The following is a 203-nucleotide window of genomic DNA, read 5'->3' on the forward strand; positions in this document are numbered from 1 at the left end:
CTCCTGACCTCCTGCGTGCAAAGCAGGCGCTCTACCAACTAAGCTAAGTCCCCAGCTTATCATTGTGAATTCTATATCTTTCAATCTAGCAGCTTTAGCGATCAGATTTGGTGGGTCTGACAAGACTTGAACTTGTGACCCCACGCTTATCAAGCGTGTGCTCTAACCAACTGAGCTACAGACCCTCAGATATATCTTCAAGA

Annotated in this window: 1 tRNA gene; it reads right to left on the minus strand. The window is 46.3% G+C overall.

The features are described 5' to 3' along the window. Positions 1-108 precede the first annotated feature (108 nt). Positions 109-185: transfer RNA gene (locus MMP72_RS15860), tRNA-Ile, on the minus strand. Positions 186-203 lie beyond the last annotated feature (18 nt).

It is taken from the genome of Acinetobacter sp. NIPH 2699 (assembly GCF_022549355.1).
In the GTDB taxonomy this organism is placed as follows: domain Bacteria; phylum Pseudomonadota; class Gammaproteobacteria; order Pseudomonadales; family Moraxellaceae; genus Acinetobacter.